At 65.2% G+C, this 13541-nt stretch carries 14 protein-coding genes and 1 pseudogene; 6 read left to right on the top strand and 9 right to left on the bottom strand.

What is annotated here, in order from left to right:
- Positions 1 to 15: 15 nt before the first annotated feature.
- From LQG66_RS36500 to LQG66_RS36490, 3 genes are read right to left on the bottom strand one after another with little or no spacing between them, the layout of a single operon-like run.
- The gene (locus LQG66_RS36500; protein WP_231321491.1) at positions 16 to 891 is read right to left on the bottom strand and encodes a sulfurtransferase; all 876 of its coding nucleotides are present in this window, start codon (positions 889 to 891) and stop codon (positions 16 to 18) included.
- 48 nt (positions 892 to 939) lie between these two features.
- A complete protein-coding gene (locus LQG66_RS36495; RefSeq protein ID WP_231321489.1) occupies positions 940 to 2061 on the bottom strand; it encodes an acyl-CoA dehydrogenase family protein in 1122 nt (373 codons plus the stop codon).
- Positions 2062 to 2095: 34 nt separating this feature from the next.
- Positions 2096 to 2638 carry an OsmC family protein gene (locus LQG66_RS36490; protein WP_231321487.1) on the bottom strand — a complete coding sequence of 181 codons (543 nt, stop codon included), beginning with the start codon at positions 2636 to 2638 and terminating at the stop codon, positions 2096 to 2098.
- A gap of 248 nt (positions 2639 to 2886) precedes the next feature.
- On the opposite strand from LQG66_RS36490, the gene LQG66_RS36485 reads away from it, so the two are divergent.
- Positions 2887 to 3567: a TetR/AcrR family transcriptional regulator gene (locus LQG66_RS36485; RefSeq protein WP_231321485.1), complete on the top strand. Its 681-nt coding sequence runs from the start codon at positions 2887 to 2889 to the stop codon at positions 3565 to 3567.
- Positions 3568 to 3601: 34 nt separating this feature from the next.
- Here LQG66_RS36485 and LQG66_RS36480 read toward each other — a convergent pair whose 3' ends face one another.
- The 4 genes and pseudogenes from LQG66_RS36480 to LQG66_RS36465 form a co-directional block, all read right to left on the bottom strand.
- Entirely contained in the window at positions 3602 to 3826 is a 225-nt protein-coding gene (locus LQG66_RS36480; RefSeq protein ID WP_231328091.1) for a hypothetical protein, read from the bottom strand.
- A gap of 33 nt (positions 3827 to 3859) precedes the next feature.
- A complete protein-coding gene (locus tag LQG66_RS36475; RefSeq protein ID WP_231321483.1) occupies positions 3860 to 4969 on the bottom strand; it encodes a DUF2336 domain-containing protein in 1110 nt (369 codons plus the stop codon).
- Positions 4970 to 5147: 178 nt separating this feature from the next.
- Positions 5148 to 5993, bottom strand: coding sequence for a hypothetical protein (locus tag LQG66_RS36470; protein WP_231321481.1), 846 nt, complete (start codon positions 5991 to 5993; stop codon positions 5148 to 5150).
- 368 nt (positions 5994 to 6361) lie between these two features.
- A pseudogene (locus LQG66_RS36465) lies at positions 6362 to 6697 on the bottom strand (endonuclease domain-containing protein); the annotation flags it as partial.
- A 51-nt stretch (positions 6698 to 6748) separates the two neighbouring features.
- Between LQG66_RS36465 and LQG66_RS36460 the strand changes: the two are divergent.
- Positions 6749 to 7021, top strand: a complete 273-nt coding sequence (locus LQG66_RS36460; RefSeq protein ID WP_231321479.1) for a DUF4160 domain-containing protein — start codon at positions 6749 to 6751, stop codon at positions 7019 to 7021.
- A 20-nt stretch (positions 7022 to 7041) separates the two neighbouring features.
- Complete coding sequence (locus LQG66_RS36455) at positions 7042 to 7566, top strand: hypothetical protein (RefSeq protein ID WP_231321477.1); 525 nt, start codon at positions 7042 to 7044, stop codon at positions 7564 to 7566.
- Positions 7567 to 7744: 178 nt separating this feature from the next.
- Here the strand turns inward: LQG66_RS36455 and LQG66_RS36450 are convergent, their stop codons facing one another.
- Positions 7745 to 8944 (bottom strand): TrmJ/YjtD family RNA methyltransferase, encoded by a 1200-nt coding sequence (locus LQG66_RS36450; RefSeq protein ID WP_231321475.1) that lies wholly within the window; start codon positions 8942 to 8944, stop codon positions 7745 to 7747.
- A gap of 310 nt (positions 8945 to 9254) precedes the next feature.
- Between LQG66_RS36450 and LQG66_RS36445 the strand changes: the two genes are divergently transcribed.
- The 3 genes from LQG66_RS36445 to LQG66_RS36435 all read left to right on the top strand — a co-directional run bounded on the left by LQG66_RS36445 (position 9255) and on the right by LQG66_RS36435 (position 12175).
- A complete protein-coding gene (locus LQG66_RS36445; RefSeq protein ID WP_231321473.1) occupies positions 9255 to 10469 on the top strand; it encodes an NADP-dependent isocitrate dehydrogenase in 1215 nt (404 codons plus the stop codon).
- A gap of 347 nt (positions 10470 to 10816) precedes the next feature.
- Complete coding sequence (locus tag LQG66_RS36440) at positions 10817 to 11320, top strand: DUF3455 domain-containing protein (RefSeq protein ID WP_231321471.1); 504 nt, start codon at positions 10817 to 10819, stop codon at positions 11318 to 11320.
- A 75-nt stretch (positions 11321 to 11395) separates the two neighbouring features.
- A complete protein-coding gene (locus tag LQG66_RS36435; RefSeq protein ID WP_231321468.1) occupies positions 11396 to 12175 on the top strand; it encodes a hypothetical protein in 780 nt (259 codons plus the stop codon).
- Between the two features lie 72 nt (positions 12176 to 12247).
- Here the strand turns inward: LQG66_RS36435 and LQG66_RS36430 are convergent, their stop codons facing one another.
- Positions 12248 to 13540 (bottom strand): NAD(P)/FAD-dependent oxidoreductase, encoded by a 1293-nt coding sequence (locus tag LQG66_RS36430; protein WP_231321466.1) that lies wholly within the window; start codon positions 13538 to 13540, stop codon positions 12248 to 12250.
- Between the last annotated feature and the right edge of the window lies 1 nt (position 13541).

Below are 13541 nucleotides of genomic sequence, written 5' to 3'. Positions count from 1 at the left end.
CACATCATGCAGCTTCTATGCCGCCTTGCTGGTCAGCGCCGGCATCGGCAGACCTTCCTCGATCGGCAACGACGGGTCGCGCGACCACTCGTTCCACGAGCCGAAGTACATCCGCACATCCTTCACGCCGGCGTTCTTCAGCGCCAGGAAGGTGTTCGACGCGCGCGCCCCCTTGAAACAGTAAAGATACACCGGCGTGTCGGTGGTGATGCCGACGGTGGCGCATTCGGCGAGGATCTCGTCCTTCGACTTGAAGCGCGGGCCTTCTCCGGTGGGCTTCATCATGCGGTACCATTCCAGCCAGACGGCGCCGGGGATGCGGCCCTTGCGCGGGCAGAAATCCTTGCCGTAGGGCGAGGACGAGTCGCCGATCCACTCGTCGACGTCGCGCACGTCGAGGATCGCGATGGCGGGATTGCCGACGGCAGCGAGCATCGCTTTTGCGTCGATCAGGATGCTGCCCGCCTCCGGCACGATGCTGAACGATGCCTTCGCCGGTGACGGCACGTCGGTCGTCACGGGCATGCCCGCCGCGACCCAGGCCTCGTAGCCGCCGTGCAGCACCTTGACCTTGGGATAGCCGAGCATCGTGAGCAGAAAGTAGCCGCGGCATGACTGGCCGAAGCCGGAGTTCATCGACTGCTCGTAGACCACGGCGGTTTCAGCACCGGACAGACCGGCGGCGCCGAACGCGTCGGCGAACTTGGCTTTAAGCTCCTCCATGCCTTCCGGCGTCGACGTTGCGAGATAGGTAAAGATTTCGTGGACGTTGACGGCGCCGGGAAGATGTCCCGCACCGTAGGCATCCGGATTACGCGTGTCGATCACGACACACGGCTCTGTCTTGATGAAATCAGCGAGTTCACCGGCAGTAATCAGAACGTCCGTCATGGCAGGCCTCTCCTGGTTGGATTTGTTGGTTTGCCGTTCTCGCCGGCGTCAGCCGTCGGCGAGCATCTTGCGCAGCTGCTTGGTCGCGGGTGTCACGATCGCGACGAAATAGGCCTCGCGCAGGCGACGTTCAGCGCGATTGCCCTTGATGTAGCCGCGGGCTCCGCAATGGAGCATCGCGGCGTGAGCCGCAGCAACGCTGGCCTCGCCGGCCCGCAGGCGCAGCGCGACGACCTTGCGCCAGTAGGTCTCGTCGGTGTTGAACGGATCGCTGGCGAGGATTGCGGTCTCTCTTGCGAGCTCGTCGGCGAGCGCGCTGAAGTCGACCGGCTGTTGCGGCAGATAGCGGTTGACGTGGCCGAGCGGCGCCTCGACCTCCTGCATGATCTTGATGCAGTCCTTGATCAGGCCGAGCGCCATGCCGGCCTGCAGCAGGATGAAGCCAGCGCGGATCTTCTTCACGAACGGGCCGGCCGGATCGGCGAGGATCAATTCATCCGGCACGAACAGGTCGCGGAACTGGATGCCATAGGTGCCGGTGCCGTCCATCGCCAGGAACGGCTGGCACGGCTGCAGGGTCACCGCGGGATCGGCGCAGTCGGCGACGAACATGACGATCTCGCCGGGCGCGTCCTCGCGCTCGAAGATCGTGCCGAACATGTGGTCGGGCCCGAGATTGGAGACCCAAGGCAGCACGCCGCGTACGACGTAGCCGCCCTCGACCTTCCTGCCCCTCAGCTTGAGCTTCTCGATGCCGAAGAAACTTTTCATCGGGTTGGAGAGCCCGGTGCCGCCGAGCAACTTGCCGCTCGCCGCGTCGTCAAGCAGGCGGTCGACGAGGGCCTTGTTGGTCGAATTGGCGATGTACCAGACCAGCGTGTTCTGGCACCACGCCATGAAGGCCGAGGCGCCGCAGACCTCGCCGATCGCGCCGATCGCGTCGATGGCGCAGTTGAGATCCGCCGCGTCATTTTCCGGCACATGACTGCTCCACGCGCCGACCTCGCCGAAGCGGCGGAGAACGTCGGCCGGATACACCGTCCCGGCGTCGATTCCGCAGGCCAGCGGCGCGAGCTCCTTGCGCGCGATCGCCGCGACCTGCTCCACGGTCGACGGCACGGGCATCACGCCCGCACCATCGATCGCCAGATGCTGTCCGAGTGAACCCATGACGTCCTCCGCTACGCGTGACCTCGAGCCAGGCTCAGACGCCGACCTCGAGATTGACAGGCCGCGTGAAGGTGTTGGCGACGGGCGACCACTTCTTCACGTGGTCGACCAGCGCCTGGACCTCTTCTTTGGAAATACCTTCGCACTCCATGTCGACCTTGACGCGGACATCGGTGAAGCCGACCGGCTTGTCGCTGACGTCGCCGGTGCCCCAAACGGCGGTGATGTTGAGATCGCCTTCGAGCTCGAGTTCGAGCTTGTTGACGGTCCAGCCGCGATGCACGGCGTTGGCGTGCAGGCCGACGGCGAGGCACGAGCCGAGCGCGGCGAGCGAGGCTTCCGACGGATTGGGCGCGCTGTCGTCGCCGAGCAGGCCCGGCGGCTCGTCGACGATGTAGGGCGCGAGGTTGCGGATGTAGTTGGCGTGACGGAACTTGCCCTCAGCCACGGTCTTGCACTTCAGGGTCTTGATGACCTTGGGGTTGGCCTTGCCGTTGGCGATGAGCTGTTCGAGCCCACCTTTGTCGATGGGGGCGAGGCAGCCTGTCAAAGCCGTCTTCTGAACCACAGCGGTCATCTCATTTCTCTCCCTGGGATCGAGGATACCGAACGGTCTGTTTCCTGCACGAAGTGTGCCAGCGACGCCGAAATTCAAAAGGCAGAGTGATCTTCGCGGCTTATCCGATTGCGGCGGAAGGCGGCCCACCCTCTCCTGCCCAAGAGCGATGCAGAATGCTGCCGGCCGCGATCAAAATGAGCGCAGCGCTGCCTCATCGGCATCAGCAGCCTTGCTGACTCGGGCGCACAGCGACTAAGCTTGCGCGCATGGGCAAGTCAGCTGCGGGCAAACAAACGGGCAAGAAGCAGGCGATCGCACGGACGATCGCGGCGGTCGACGACGAGTCCGCGCGCGGCCGCCTGCTGAATGCGGCAACGCATCTCTTCTGCAAGAACGGCATCAACGCGACCGGTATCGACGCCATCATCAGCGAGGCCGGCACGGCAAAGACCACGCTCTACAAGCTGTTCGGATCGAAGACCGCGCTCGTCACCGCGGTGCTCGAGAGCGAAGGCAGGCAATGGCGCGAATGGTTCATCGCGGAGATCGAGTCCGGCGGCGGCGACGCCGAGACCAAGCTCGCGCGGATCTTTCCGGCGCTGAAGAGCTGGTTCAGCGAGGAGCGCTTCTACGGCTGCCCCTTCATCAATGCCGTCGGCGAGCACGACAAGGATCAGAAACAGTTCCGCACCATCGCAATGCGCCACAAGAAGGTGGTGCTGGCCCATATCGAGAAGCTCGCCGGCGAGATGGGGGCTGTGGAGCCTGAGAGCTTCGCGCATCAGCTCGCGCTGTTGATCGACGGCGCGATCGTGGCGGCGATGGTATCGCGCAATCCCGAGGTCGCGGACACGGCCGGGCTGGCAGCCAGCGCGCTGTTCGAGCCGGCAAAGCTGAAGGCCGGCAAGCGCAGCAGCAAGGCAGGCACGCAGCTCGCCGCTGTATGAGCCGGCCTGCTCTGCCAGGCTCCGCAGTCGCTGCCTAGCGGAAATAGTCCATCACCAGCCTCACGTCGGCCGCATCCGCGGCTGCGCCGTTGAGGCTGGCGTCGATGACGCGGCGGCAGGCCGACACCGCGGCCTCGTCACCGAGCTCGTTGGCCGCTTCGAGGACGTGCCAGGCCGCATCGACGGCGCCGCGGTCGGCCGGCATCTCGTGACCACCGAGCCGTCGTCCGTCGCGCAATTGGAAGACCTGATCCTTCATCCGCGATCACCTGTCGTTTCACTGCGGGCTCACTCAATGCGCAAGGGCGCGCGGCGTGCTGCTCTTGGCGGGATTCTTGCGCGACTGGTAGAATTCGAGCACGCTGCGCGAGGTCTGCACCTGGATCTTGGCATAGTCGCGCTCCAGATCCTGCAGCTCGCCGGCGGTGATGCGATTGTCGCGGGCGCCGAGGAAGGCGAGCGCCATGGTCGTATCCCAACAGAAGTCGAGCGCTCGCGCCAGCATCAGCAGCATCTCGCGATCGCGATCGAACAACGCCCGCTCGACCACATCGACGGACAGGCCCGACAGCAACGCGAGGCCGATCGTCACTTCCTCGACCTTGTGGGCCGTCGCGTAGCCGGCGATGCTGCTCTCGTGCAGATTGCCCAGGCGATGCTGAATCGACACGGTGCGCTTGGCGACGAAATAGTTGCGCGAGCCCGGGCCGAATTTCGATTGCAGATCGCCGGCGATGTTGGCCACCGAGCTCTGGATCTCGCCGACGAGCTCGGGCCGCTCGCCGGACAGCCGCTTGCCGACATCGTCGGAGGCTTTCGCGATCAGCTGCTGAAACAGGTGGCGCGGAATGTCGAGGCGGCGCCCGAGATGCTCGGCCAGGATCGAGTCGTTCTCGGCCCGCTGCACCATGTGCAGGAAGCCGGCGCCGGAGAATTGCGCGCCATGATTGCGCGCCACCGCCGTGGCGACGTCACGATTGCCGCGCGTGGCCAGCACGTCGGTGACCGCCGGGCTCAGCGTCTTGCGCTCGGCAATGGCCAGCAGGTGCTCCTGGCCCTTGGTGCTGGCATTCTCGACCAGTGTGGCGTCGTCGAGCCGCTCGGACTCGCGCAGCACCGGACCGGCGACCCAGATCTCGTCATCGAAGGCGAGCTTGCGGATGACGCTGGCCGGCGCATATTCGATCCTGGCGAGGCGATCCGCGAGCTTGGCGCGCGCTTCGGTCTCGATCTCGTCGGCAAGCCGCCCGATCACCTCGCCGAAGGTGGCGATCTCCTCCTCGCAATAGCGTCCCGCGATGAGAAGATCCGTCGCATGCCACAGCGCGCGCTCGCGGCTGTCCGCGGTCCCCCGCGCAATCGCCTCTTCGAGGTCTCGCAACACCGATCTGGTTTCGTTCATGATGAAAGCCGCACGCCGCAACTGAGGAAAGGCAATGCAACACGATAGCGATTGAACGCGAGATTTCCGTAACTTCACGGAACACGATTTGACCGTGCATTTTCGTTAAATTGCGCAGCGATCTCTTAAGGTCCAGCCAACACCTCACGCCGCGAACGACGCGCGCGCCGGAAGGTGATCACGGCATGACGCTGAGAACGCGCGCCTCCGCCTTGGCGACCGATCGCTCGCCCGATGTCGACGGGCACTCGGCGAGGGCGCGGTCGATCAGCCGCATGGCGGCGACCTCGCGGCCCTGGTCGAGCATCAGCTCGCCGGCAAACAAGCTCGCCTCGCAACGCCGTGTCCTGCGCATGGCAGGAGCACCGCGGTCGGCCGCCGCAAGCACAGCCTCCGTCGTTTCCTGCCCGAGGAAGAGGCGGACGAGCGGCGCCGGCCATTTGCTCATGTCGAGCCGCATCGCCCCGTCGGCGAGTTCGCTCGCCAGACCGGCACGGCGACGCGCCAGATCCAACCACAAGGCCGCATCGGCATTTTTGGGATCCATCCCGCTGAGCCGCCTGAAATCGTCCTGCGACTGCTCCAGCAGACCGGCCTGGAAACTTGCAATCCCCAGTGCGCGATACGCTCGCGCGCGGTAGCTGTCGCGCCCGAACGCCCGTCCGGAGCCGGACGTCGGCGCCGGCTCGCTCTCGCGCAGATCGGGGGAAGCGCGATTGAATGCGGCAAGAGGATCGGCCGAGGACTGCTGAATGACGATCTTGTAGTCGTCGATCGCATGGTCGACGTCCCCCTTGCGGAGATAGGCCGCGGCGCGCGCGAAACGGGCCTTGATCACATGCGCCGTGGCCGGCTTGCCGTGCTCGATCACCACGGTGCAACCGGCAATGCGCTCGTCGACGCCGAGATCGGCCGCGGTGGTGCACCGCTTCGCGGCCGACGCTTGGGCACTCGCCGACAAGCCCGAGATCAAGCCGATGATCAGCACACAACCGAAAAACAAACGCCATCGTCGCGTAGCCATGAATGCCCCCTTGGTATTGCCTGTTGTGCAGCGATTTAACCAAAGCCGATCGGTCGAACCACAATCTGAAATTGCATTCACAAATCATCCTTCAGCCGGTGTAAACGGGATCGCAGACTCGGCCGCCCATGTGTGCGGGATCATCTCCTCAGCGTTGTGAGCTGCGCTCTGAGGTTCAATCGGCGATTGTGCTGCCGAGTCATGCTTGGTCGAATCGACCAACGCCCGTTCATGGAGGAAGCGCCGAACTTTCGGTCAGCGCCGTGGTGCCGACGATGCGATCGCCGACGCTGATGACCGGGGATGAGTGAAGCGGCGGCCCGTCACGGCGGCAGATGGAAACGGACGATCGGCGACTTCGCCTCTGCCTACTTCGCCTCGGCGATCATCGCGACCAGCCGCTTCAGCTCCGCCTCCAGGTCCGCCTCGACGTCCACCGTGCGCACCTCGACTACGCGATAGTCGCGACTTTCGAGCCAGGCCCGCCGTGCGGCACGATCGGATACGACGCCGTCGCTCTCGTCACTCCCGACCAGCTCGATCGCGAGGCGGTGGATGAAGGAGACGAAATCGGGAATGTGGCGGCCGACCGGGGTCTGGCGCTTGAACTGGCCGGCGAAGCGGCGGTCGCGCGACAGCGCCTGCCACAGCGACCGCTCGGCGTCGGTCGGGTTGCGGCGGAGCAGCCGCGCCAAAGCGCCCAAAACATATCCTAAAATCGGACTATATTATATACATAGTCCGATAATCGGACTATGATATTCCGCCAGCGGGCGAGGCGGACATGGGGAAGCTCCACACCATCGGTAAGACGATCATCACCCGTCTACGCCAATGACCATTTGCCTCCCCATTTTCACATCTTGCACCCCGATTTCGAGGCGCTGATCGTGATCGAAACGTTCGCCACCTACGCCGGCAGCCTGAAGGGGACGGCAGGAAGAGACGCGATGAGTTGGGCCGTCGAGAACATTCAGGCGATCAAGACGGAGTGGAACAGGGTGAACCCGCGATGGCCGATCCAATGAGGCCGGGAAAGTGAGGAAAGATGGATACGGAACTTCCGCGCATCGAGGCGGTGAAGGCCGATGCGCCTTTGATGACACTGAGGGTCCGGTGGCGAGGAAAACGGGTGCCGGACGAGGTGAACCTGAGCGGCTGGATTGCCACGGGCGGGGATATCCTCGCGCCGCTCCGCGATCCCCGGGCTTTTTCGCGCGCCGCGATTTCCGACTATGGCGCTGCCGTCACCTGGGACGATGGCGAGGGTGACCTCGCGATAGACGCGCTGCACCTGAGCAAGCTGGCTCAAGAACAGAAACCGCTCAGCAATACTGAGCTTCGGACTTGGCAGAGCCAAATGCAACTCTCGAACAATGAATGTGCCGATCTCGTCGGGGTCAGTTTGAGCACCTGGAATTTGTATCGGGCCGACGCGAAGATCCCGCATCTTGTTGGTATCACGCTGCGCGCGGCGCTTCGCGACCCGCTGGTCATGCAGGCGCATCTTCGGCCGCGGGTCGCAGGTCGACCCCGGAAGACGGAAAGCGAGGGCGGACGACGCTCTCGATAGTCCGGAATCATCGACATCGACGACACCAGCCTTGGCGCCCCACCCTTGCTCAGCCACCTTGCCAGCACGACGGCTGCAGGTGCAACGAACAGATGAGGCGCTCTGACGCACAGTCTCGGCCGATACCCGCAATGAGATTGCGACTATCCGGAATGAGAGGCCTTCGTTGTGATGCCGGCTACTTCGCCTCGGCGATCATCGCGACCAGCCGCTTCAGCTCCGCCTCCAGGTCCGCCTCGACGTCCACCGTGCGCACCTCGACTACGCGATAGTCGCGGCTTTCGAGCCAGGCGCGGCGGCTCGCCCGGTCCGTCACCACGCCGTCGCTCTCGTCACTCCCGACCAGCTCGATCGCGAGGCGGTGGATGAAGGAGACGAAATCGGGAATGTGGCGGCCGACCGGGGTCTGGCGCTTGAACTGGCCGGCGAAGCGGCGATCGCGCGACAGCGCCTGCCACAGCGACCGCTCGGCGTCGGTCGGGTTGCGGCGGAGCAGCCGCGCCAGCCCACGTAGCGAGCCGCGCGAATCCGGCAGGTTGGCGACCGTGCCCTGCTCGGCGATCAGCGCGCGCAGCCGCGTCGCCTGCTCGCTGTCGAGCACGCCGCCCTTGGCCGGTCCCTTGCGCCCTTCGGCGATCGCCATCACCACGCCGTGCAGGGTGTGGATGTCCTGCCGCGTCGGCTCCATCCGGAAGAAGATGTTGCGCAGATTGACCAGCATGGTCTCGCGCTTCTCGGCGGGCCTCAGGAATTCGACCCGATCGAGCTCGCGCACGAGGTTCTCGAAGAACGCCTCCATCTGCTCCTGGGAGGCGCGCTCGGAGCGCTCGGGCATCGCGAATGGCAGCGCGCCCGAGGTCACCAGCTTGAACCATTCATAGCCCATCAGCAGCACGGCCTGGGCAAGGTTGAGCGAGGCGAAGCCCGGATTGACCGGATAGGTGATGATGCGGTTGGCGCGGGCGACCTCCTCGTTGGTCAGGCCCGCCCGCTCCCGCCCGAACAGGATGCCGGCGCGGCCGCCGGCCGCGACATGGCCCTGGATCTCGCGCGCGGCAGTCTCCGGCGCCGCCACCGGCTTGGCCTGGTCGTGGGACCGGGCCGTGGTCGCAAACAGCAGGTCGAGATCGGCGACCGCCTCTTCCAGCGTATCGAACAGCCGGACGTGGTCGATGATGTGGTCGGCGCCCGCCGCCGCCCGCTGCGCGGCGATGTTGGGCCAGCCGTCGCGCGGATTGACCAGGCGCAGCTCAACGAGCGCGAAATTGCCCATGGCGCGGGCCGCCATGCCGATGTTCTCGCCGAGCTGCGGCTCGACCAGGATCACCACCGGGCCTGCGATCTCCACGCCAACCTTGGTCTTGTCGGTGCCCGACACGATGATCCCCTGACCTTCCACGTCACCTTAAGGCGCCGGCCGCCGCGCGCGCCGGCCCGCCCGTTCCGTTGGCCCGGCTGGCGAGAATTCTCAAGCAAAATAATCGGCTTAGCCAAGAATTTTACGGTTTGCCCGAAACTGCAGGCTGCCCGGCCCGCGACCATGGCCGAGCGCATGGCCGGGGCGCGAAAATCAGCACCGGGCGCATACTGGCTCGGCTTTCGCCCGCGGTGCAGCAGTGCTATGACGCGTTGATTTCACAAGCGCTTTCAATCGCAGGCGCGCTGTTCCCCAAGAGGCCCAACCCATCATGGCAAAAATCAAGGTGTCCAACCCGGTCGTCGAACTCGACGGCGACGAGATGACCCGGATCATCTGGCAGTACATCAAGGACAAGCTGATCACCCCGTTCCTTGATATCGACCTGATGTATTTCGACCTCGGGATGGAATACCGCGACAAGACCAACGACCAGGTCACGGTGGATGCCGCCAACGCGATCAAGCAGGTCGGCGTCGGCGTCAAATGCGCCACCATCACCCCGGACGAAGCCCGGGTGAAGGAGTTCGGCCTGAAGGAGATGTGGAAGTCGCCGAACGGCACCATCCGCAACATCCTCGGCGGCGTCGTGTTCCGTGAGCCGATCATCTGCAAGAACGTGCCACGCCTGGTGCCGGGCTGGACCAAGCCGATCATCATCGGCCGCCATGCCTTCGGCGACCAATACCGCGCCACCGACTTCAAGTTCCCGGGCAAGGGCGTGCTGACGATGAAGTTCGTCGGCGAGGACGGCGCCGTGATCGAGCGCGAGGTCTACAAGGCGCCCAGCGCCGGTGTCGCGCTGTCGATGTACAATCTCGACGATTCGATCGCCGATTTCGCCCGCGCCTCGCTCAACATGGGCCTGTCCAAGAACTACTCGGTCTACCTGTCGACCAAGAACACGATCCTGAAGGTCTATGACGGCCGCTTCAAGGACATCTTCCAGGACATCTTCGACAAGGAGTTCAAGTCCCAGTTCGAAGCCAAGAAGATCACCTATGAGCACCGCCTGATCGACGACATGGTCGCGGCCGCGATGAAATGGTCGGGCGGCTATGTCTGGGCCTGCAAGAACTATGACGGCGACGTGCAGTCCGACACCGTGGCCCAGGGCTATGGCTCGCTCGGCCTGATGACCTCGGTCTTGATGACGCCGGACGGCCAGACGGTGGAAGCCGAAGCAGCGCACGGCACGGTGACCCGCCACTACCGGGAGCACCAGAAGGGCAAGGAAACCTCGACCAATTCGATCGCGTCGATCTTCGCCTGGACCCGTGGTCTCGCCCACCGCGCCAAGCTCGACAACAATGCCGAGCTCGCCAAGTTCGCCTCCACGCTGGAAAAGGTCTGCGTCGACACCGTCGAGGCCGGCTACATGACCAAGGACCTGGCGCTCCTGGTCGGCGCCGACCAGCGCTGGCTGTCGACCACGGGCTTCCTCGACAAGGTCGCCGAGAACCTCACCAAGGCAATGGCGGCCTGAGGTCTTAGAGAGTCGGCGAGCTCGCGCGCCAGTGACAGTGCACCTCTCCCCGCCTGCGGGGAGAGGTCGGATTGCATCGCAAGATGCAATCCGGGTGAGGGGGTACAGGTTTCTCCACACACACTTCCCGTGCGTCTGCCCCTCACCCCAACCCTCTCGGCGCGAGCGAAGCTCGTCGCGGCGCCGTAAGAACGGGGCGAGGGAGGCCCACCTCACGCGCGGATGGCGCTTCGTTCCCATCCACACGTGCGCGATCTCACTTCCGCCTTCCGATTTCGTCAACTATGAACGGGTCGCGCCGCAAGCGCGGCCCGTTTCCGTTTCGCCGCCGTATCGAGGACCCCACCATGCGCTTCATCCCCACGCTTTCGCTGCTGCTGCTCGGTGCCCTGATCGGCTCCGCCGCCGCCGAGACCACCATTCCCGATGCGCTGGTCGCCGCGGGCGAAAAGGCCGTGCTGACGCTGCATGCCGAGGGCGCGCAGGTCTATGAATGCAAGACGACCGCGGACGGCAAGCTCGCCTGGGCGTTCCGCGAGCCGATCGCCAGCTTGTTCCAGGACGGCAAGACCGTCGGCCGGCACTATGCCGGACCGAGCTGGGAGCATCAGGACGGCTCGATCGTCGGCGGCCGGGTGCTGGGCACAGCGATCGGCGCTACCGACAACGACATCCCCTGGCTCAAGCTCGCGGTCGTCTCGCATCGCGGCGGCAACGGTGTGCTCTCCGACATCACCACCGTGCAGCGCATCAACACGTCGGGCGGCAAGCTCGAGGGCGCCTGCGATTCCGCCGGCCAGTATCGCAGCGTGGCTTATTCCGCCGATTACGTCTTCCTGCGCAAGGAGTGAGCGCGTGGGACAACCCCAGGCCTAAGCCATGCCGGCCATGCGCAGGACATTTCCGGCGGCGTCGGAGCACACCGGATGAGACCTCCGCTCGCCGACTGGCCACGCCCGTACTACGTGGCGGGCGGCAGGAACCCCGTCCTGCTCTACGTGGTCTATGGCTGGGTGGATATCGATCGACCGCTGTCCCGGAGCACTTATCGATCGAGCGGCGTCCCTGACGGCGTCGATATCCTGGCTTGCGGGCCGACTGCGCATCCCGAGGTGGTGACACGCTTTCGTGCCGGCCGCCCGTGGACTCAGCTCACGGTCGCAGACCCTGATCTGGCGGCGATCGTTGCCGCCCAGGACTTCTGCCTCGTGATCAAAGGCGACATCGCCGATCCGGCGACGCTGAGCTATTTTCGCGACGTGGTCGGTCTGCTGACCTTCTGCCTCGATAACGGCGGCGTCGCCATCTACGACCCGCAGATTCGGAAATGGTGGAGTCCAACGGAATGGCGCACCCGTGCCTTCGCTGTCGGGCATTGCGCGCCACGGCACCACGTCGTCATATTGATCTCGCGGGACGCTGATGGCACCGAGTGGATTCACACCCGGGGAATGCGCAAGTTCGGCCGCCCCGACATCAGCGTCCACCAGGTGCGCGCGCAGCATCGGTTAGCCGTTCTCGAGCTCGTCAACCGCTTCATCGAGCTGCTCGCTTTTGGCGGCATCGTGCCGGACGGGCAGGACATACGGATGAGTGCGCTGCCGGCAGGCATGACCTGCTGGCGGAGGGGCAGTAACGACGACATCGACTTCGACAACGAGCATATCGAGATCGTGTGGCCCGATGCTAAGGCCCGGACCGGCTAAGTCGCCGCCCCGTGTCCACTTGGCAATCAAGCCAGATCAGTCCGAACAATCCGGCTTGGACGAAGGACCCGCTCAGAGACCGAGCCGGTCCCGCACCCGCCCGGCGATCACGGCGCCCGTCACAGCGACCGGCCAGAAGGCATGCAGCGGGATCGGCTTGATGCCGGTGACGGGCATGTCGATGGCGGCCTTCACGCCGCCGATCAGCCGCCGGGCGAGTTGGGCACCCATCGCCGTCGACAGCGCCACGCCGCGACCGTTGCAGCCGAGCGAGATGAGCAGGCTCTCGGCCGGCTCGTGCACATGCGGATAGTGGTCCTTGGTGATGGCAAGCCGGCTGTTCCAGCCGTGGGTCCAGGCCACGCCCTTGAGCTGCGGCCAGAGCCGCTCGGCATAGCGCATGAGATAGGCGACATCGGTCGGCGATTTGATCCAGCGCATCGGGCCGCGGCCGCCCATCAGCAGCCGGTTGTGCTGATCGATGCGATAATAGACCGTGATGTGGCCACTCTCATACAGCACCGATCGCGTCGGCATGATCGCGCGCACGACCTCGTCGGGCAGCGGCGCGGTGGCTGCGATCGACGAGAACACCGGAATCACGGTGCGGCGAAGCGACGGCCAGAGATCGTCGGTGAAGCCGTTGGTCGCGATCAGCACCTTCTCCGCGCGAACGACCGCGCGCGGCGTCTCGATGCGCCAGCGCAGCCCCTCGCGGCGCAGCGACAGCGCCAGCGTCTCACCATGAACGGCTGCGCCCGCCGAGATCGCCGCGCGCGCCAGCCCGCGCGCATAGTTCAGCGGATGCAGGTCGCCGCCGCGCGCGTCGAACATGGCGCAGACATAGCGATCGCTGCCGGTCACCTCACGCAGCTTCTCACGGTCGAACACCGCGACCGGCATGCCGCGGCGGATGCATTGCTCTGCCGTCCGTTCGATCGCCGCGGCGCTCGCATCGTGATAGGCGGCGCGCAGCGTGCCCTGTTGCCGCGCCTCGCACGGAATCTGGTAGCGGCGGATCAGGTCGTGGGTGAAGGTGGTCGTGCCATAGGAGAACGCGACCATGCGGCCGCCGAGATCGGCGCCGAAATCCGCTTCGATCTGATCCGGATCGTGCTTCAGGCCGGGATTGGTGTGGCCGCCATTGTTGCCGGAGGCGCCCCAGCCCGGCTCCTGCGCCTCCAGGACCACGCAGTCGGTGCCCTGCTCTGCCAGGTGAAGCGCGGTCGACAGGCCAGTGAAGCCGCCGCCGATGATCGCAACCGAGACATTCCTGTTGACGTCGAGCGGCGGAGTTGCGGCCGGCGCAACGGCGGTGTCGGCATAGACCGACGGCGGCAGCGGAAGACGAACGGGCCTGATCATG

The organism is Bradyrhizobium ontarionense (assembly GCF_021088345.1).
In the GTDB taxonomy this organism is placed as follows: Bacteria; Pseudomonadota; Alphaproteobacteria; order Rhizobiales; family Xanthobacteraceae; genus Bradyrhizobium; species Bradyrhizobium ontarionense.
This window is presented reverse-complemented; position numbering and strand designations above follow the sequence as displayed.

Bases quoted from the DNA above. Each gene is read 5' to 3' on its own strand.
- LQG66_RS36500 (WP_231321491.1), bottom strand. From the start codon at position 891: ATGACGGACGTTCTGATTACTGCCGGTGAACTCGCTGATTTCATCAAG.
- LQG66_RS36495 (WP_231321489.1), bottom strand. From the start codon at position 2,061: ATGGGTTCACTCGGACAGCATCTGGCGATCGATGGTGCGGGCGTGATG.
- LQG66_RS36490 (WP_231321487.1), bottom strand. From the start codon at position 2,638: ATGACCGCTGTGGTTCAGAAGACGGCTTTGACAGGCTGCCTCGCCCCC.
- LQG66_RS36485 (WP_231321485.1), top strand. From the start codon at position 2,887: ATGGGCAAGTCAGCTGCGGGCAAACAAACGGGCAAGAAGCAGGCGATC.
- LQG66_RS36480 (WP_231328091.1), bottom strand. From the start codon at position 3,826: ATGAAGGATCAGGTCTTCCAATTGCGCGACGGACGACGGCTCGGTGGT.
- LQG66_RS36475 (WP_231321483.1), bottom strand. From the start codon at position 4,969: ATGAACGAAACCAGATCGGTGTTGCGAGACCTCGAAGAGGCGATTGCG.
- LQG66_RS36470 (WP_231321481.1), bottom strand. From the start codon at position 5,993: ATGGCTACGCGACGATGGCGTTTGTTTTTCGGTTGTGTGCTGATCATC.
- LQG66_RS36460 (WP_231321479.1), top strand. From the start codon at position 6,749: ATGATATTCCGCCAGCGGGCGAGGCGGACATGGGGAAGCTCCACACCA.
- LQG66_RS36455 (WP_231321477.1), top strand. From the start codon at position 7,042: ATGGATACGGAACTTCCGCGCATCGAGGCGGTGAAGGCCGATGCGCCT.
- LQG66_RS36445 (WP_231321473.1), top strand. From the start codon at position 9,255: ATGGCAAAAATCAAGGTGTCCAACCCGGTCGTCGAACTCGACGGCGAC.
- LQG66_RS36440 (WP_231321471.1), top strand. From the start codon at position 10,817: ATGCGCTTCATCCCCACGCTTTCGCTGCTGCTGCTCGGTGCCCTGATC.
- LQG66_RS36435 (WP_231321468.1), top strand. From the start codon at position 11,396: ATGAGACCTCCGCTCGCCGACTGGCCACGCCCGTACTACGTGGCGGGC.
- LQG66_RS36430 (WP_231321466.1), bottom strand. From the start codon at position 13,540: ATGATCAGGCCCGTTCGTCTTCCGCTGCCGCCGTCGGTCTATGCCGAC.